Origin of the sequence: Pseudomonas sp. PS02303, from assembly GCF_029959925.1 — a bacterium.
Taxonomy (GTDB): Bacteria; Pseudomonadota; Gammaproteobacteria; order Pseudomonadales; family Pseudomonadaceae; genus Aquipseudomonas; species Aquipseudomonas mandelii.
On the sequence record NZ_JASCOM010000410.1, the window covers coordinates 1 to 3,314 of the forward strand.

2 protein-coding genes are annotated in these 3,314 nt (G+C 62.9%); both read right to left on the bottom strand.

Features of this window, described 5'->3' with window-relative positions:
* Nucleotides 1–76: 76 nt before the first annotated feature.
* Nucleotides 77–1,747, bottom strand: a complete 1,671-nt coding sequence (locus tag QMX98_RS33395; RefSeq protein WP_077748199.1) for a bifunctional protein-serine/threonine kinase/phosphatase — start codon at nucleotides 1,745–1,747, stop codon at nucleotides 77–79.
* A gap of 7 nt (nucleotides 1,748–1,754) precedes the next feature.
* Nucleotides 1,755–2,966, bottom strand: coding sequence for a nitrate/nitrite transporter (locus tag QMX98_RS33400; protein ID WP_077748200.1), 1,212 nt, complete (start codon nucleotides 2,964–2,966; stop codon nucleotides 1,755–1,757).
* Between the last annotated feature and the right edge of the window lie 348 nt (nucleotides 2,967–3,314).

Genomic DNA, 3,314 nt, shown 5'->3' on the forward strand with positions numbered 1-3,314 from the left:
CGCTCCCACAATGGTCTCCCGGACACTGGAGATCCCCTGTGGGAGCGAGCCTGCTCGCGATGGGCGCGACGCGGAATCAGCCATGAAACAGCAAAACCAGCAGCACCAGATTCACTACCAACATCACCAGCGCCAGCGTCCGCCAGACCTTCAACGGCTCGCGCTCCAGCAGCGGTCTGGGCCGCACACTCAAACTGCGTCGCTCTCCCTGCTCCAGCAACAGCAACCATTCTTCCGCCGTTTCAAACCGTTGACCCGGATCCGCCGCGACCGCGCGCTCCAGGCTTTGCGCGATCCAGTCCGGCAGGTCTGGGCGGTAACGGCTGGGGCTGACGGGCACGCCAAAGCGTGGACGCTGGAAGGCTTCGATTTCGCCGTAGGGATAATGCCCGGTCAGCAGGAAATACAGGGTGACACCGACTGCGTACAGATCCTGTTGCGGTGTCGGTGCCTCACCGGCAAAGGCTTCCGGCGCGATATAGCTCGGCGTGCCGGGCAAGGTCGTGGGTTGATCTTCTGACAGACCGGGGCAGTAGGCGAGGCCGAAATCCAGCAAGCGCAATTCACCGTCGTCGCCCAGCAACAGGTTCTCCGGTTTAATGTCGCGATGAAGAATCTGCCGGCGATGCAGCATGCCGACGGCCTTGAGCAGACGCTCGGCCAGATCCTGCCATTGCGCCAGCGGCAGCGCGGCAACCCGTTCGTGCAACTGCGCCAGAGTGGAACCGGAATACTCGCGCATCACGTAATACAAATGCTGACGCTGACTGGCGGCATGAACTTCAGGGAAATGCCGTCCGGCCACGCGCTTGAGAAACCATTCCTCCGACAGCAAAGCCTGCCCGGCGAGGTGATCGTCGCGAAGTGCGCCGGGCAAGGTTTTCAGCAGCCAGGGGTGTTGTTGGCTGTCGCGAACCCGATAAAGCAGCGACTGCTGGCTCTGGCCGAGCATCCCTTCGACCTGCCAGCCCTCGAACATCTGGCCCGGTTTCAGTGCGGGTGGCAGTGGCCATTGCTGCAGATGAATCAGCGCATCGCCAATGCTCGTCTCACCGAGGGCATCGACCCGCACCAACAGGGCGCTGGCATTGTCCTGACTGCCCGCCAGGTGCGCTGCGCTGACCAGGGTTTGCGCCGCGCTGTGCAGGTCCGGTTGGTCGCGCAGAATCGCCGCAATGGCGGTGTCGCCCAGCACCGCCCAGATGCCGTCGCTGAGCAGCACAAAGCTCTCATCGAGGCGAAGTTCACCGTCAAGAAAATCCAGGACCAGATGCTGATCGAGCCCCAGCGCTCGCTTGAGCACATGCTGCATGCCCGGCTGGTCCCAGACGTGATCTTCGCTGACCCGTTGCAAGGTGTCGGCGTGCCAGCGATACACCCGGCAATCGCCGACATGGGCCAAGGTAAAACGCCTGCCGCGCATGACCAAAGCACTGACAGTCGTGAGCAATGGTTGCCCACCGCCATTGGCCTGCAACCAGCGATTTTGCGCCAGCAGCAGGCGATCCAGCGCTTGCGCGACACCCCAGGTTTCCGGGGTGGCGTAATAGTCCAGCGCCAGGGCCTGCAAGGTCGAACGGGCGGCGAGACCGCCGTCGGCGCACTGGCTGACCCCGTCGGCGATGGCGAACAGGTAACCCTTGCTTGCCGCCAGCGCCGGGGCCGGAGTGACCAGGCGCAGGGCGTCCTGGTTTTCCTCGCGAGGGCCGATGGCGCTCGCTTCGGCAAAACTCAATTGCAGGCTCATTGCGGTCTCAGACCCGGGCAGCGGTCACAGCGGCCGAACCCCAGGTGGTTCTCCAGCGACGTTTCACCCCGTGCAGGCCGAACCAAGCGAGCACGCCAAGGCTGGCGAACAACCACAGGGCCATTTGATAACTGCCAGTGCTTTGCTTGATCGCGCCCATGCCCGCTGCCAGTGCGAAACCGCCGATGCCGCCGGCCATGCCGATCAAGCCGGTCATTACACCGATTTCCCGACGAAAACGTTGCGGGACCAATTGGAAGACCGCGCCGTTACCCGCACCCAAACCGAGCATGGTGCAGACGAAAAGTGCCAGCGCTGCATAGGAACTCGGCAGGTTGAAACCCACCGCCGCGATGCAGATCGCTGCGACTGTGTACATCCCCAGCAACGTGCGAATCCCGCCGAATCGGTCGGCCAGCGCGCCGCCTAATGGGCGCATCAGGCTGCCACCGAACACGCAGGCTGCGGTGTAGTAGCCGGCGGTGACCGGGCTCAGGCCGTATTGGTCGTTGAAATAGCCGGGCAGGGCGCTGGCCAGGCCGATGAAGCCACCGAAGGTCACGCTGTAGAAAAACATGAACCACCAACTGTCGCGGTCGCCCAAGGCCTTGAAGTAGTCGGACATGGACTTGGCTTTCGGCCGTTCAGGGGCGTTTTTGGCCAGCCAGGCGAACACGATGATGGTCAGGATCAGCGGGATCAGGGCGAAACCGAACACGTTGCTCCAGCCGAAGGCGGCCGCCAGCACCGGGGCGATCAATGCGGCAAGCACGGTGCCCGAGTTGCCGGCACCGGCGATGCCCATGGCCTTGCCTTGGTGTTGCGGCGGATACCATTGCGAGGCCAGCGGCAGGGCGACGGCGAAGGATGCGCCGGCCACACCGAGAAACAAGCCCAATAGCAGCGCTTGTTCGTAACTGTGGATGCCGTGTTTCCAGGCAACGAACAGGGCGCAGATGACGATCACCTGGCCGATCAGGCCAGCGGTCTTGGGCGACAGGCGATCAGCCAGCAAGCCCATCAAAAAGCGCAGTATGGCCCCGGCCAGAATCGGCGTGGCCACCACCAGCCCGCGTTGCTGGGTGGTCAGTTGCAGGTCGGTGGCGATCTGCACCGCCAGTGGGCCGAGCAGGTACCAGACCATGAAACTCAGGTCGAAATAGAGGAAGGCCGCGAACAATGTCGGGGTATGGCCAGATTTCCAGAAGCTTGAATTCATCGCGCACCTCAGCTGTAGGGAGTCTCGAGAAGGAGTCAGAAGCTTGCAGGTGGGGCGCCGCCTCGGCCGCACCACCGGCCCCGATCTCTGGGGCCAAAACGAAAAAACGCCGCCACCCGATTCGCCGTGGGCAAATGAGGTGAGCGACGTCTTTGTCGTAGGTGGGGCAACCGCCGTTGGTTACCTGTATGGATTACTTAGCCAGATCTGTGCCAACCCTCGGGAATGTGGGTTGAGGAGAATTTTGTGGCGAGGGAGCTTGCTCCCGCTTGAGTGCGCAGCACTCACAAAATCGGTTAGGCTGCCGGGTTTTTTGGGCCCGCTTCGCAGCCCAGCGGGAGCAAGCTC

What these genes read in the sequence shown, in the direction of transcription:
- QMX98_RS33395 (WP_077748199.1), bottom strand. Translation starts at nt 1,747, where the DNA reads ATGAGCCTGCAATTGAGTTTTGCCGAAGCGAGCGCCATCGGCCCTCGC.
- QMX98_RS33400 (WP_077748200.1), bottom strand. Translation starts at nt 2,966, where the DNA reads ATGAATTCAAGCTTCTGGAAATCTGGCCATACCCCGACATTGTTCGCG.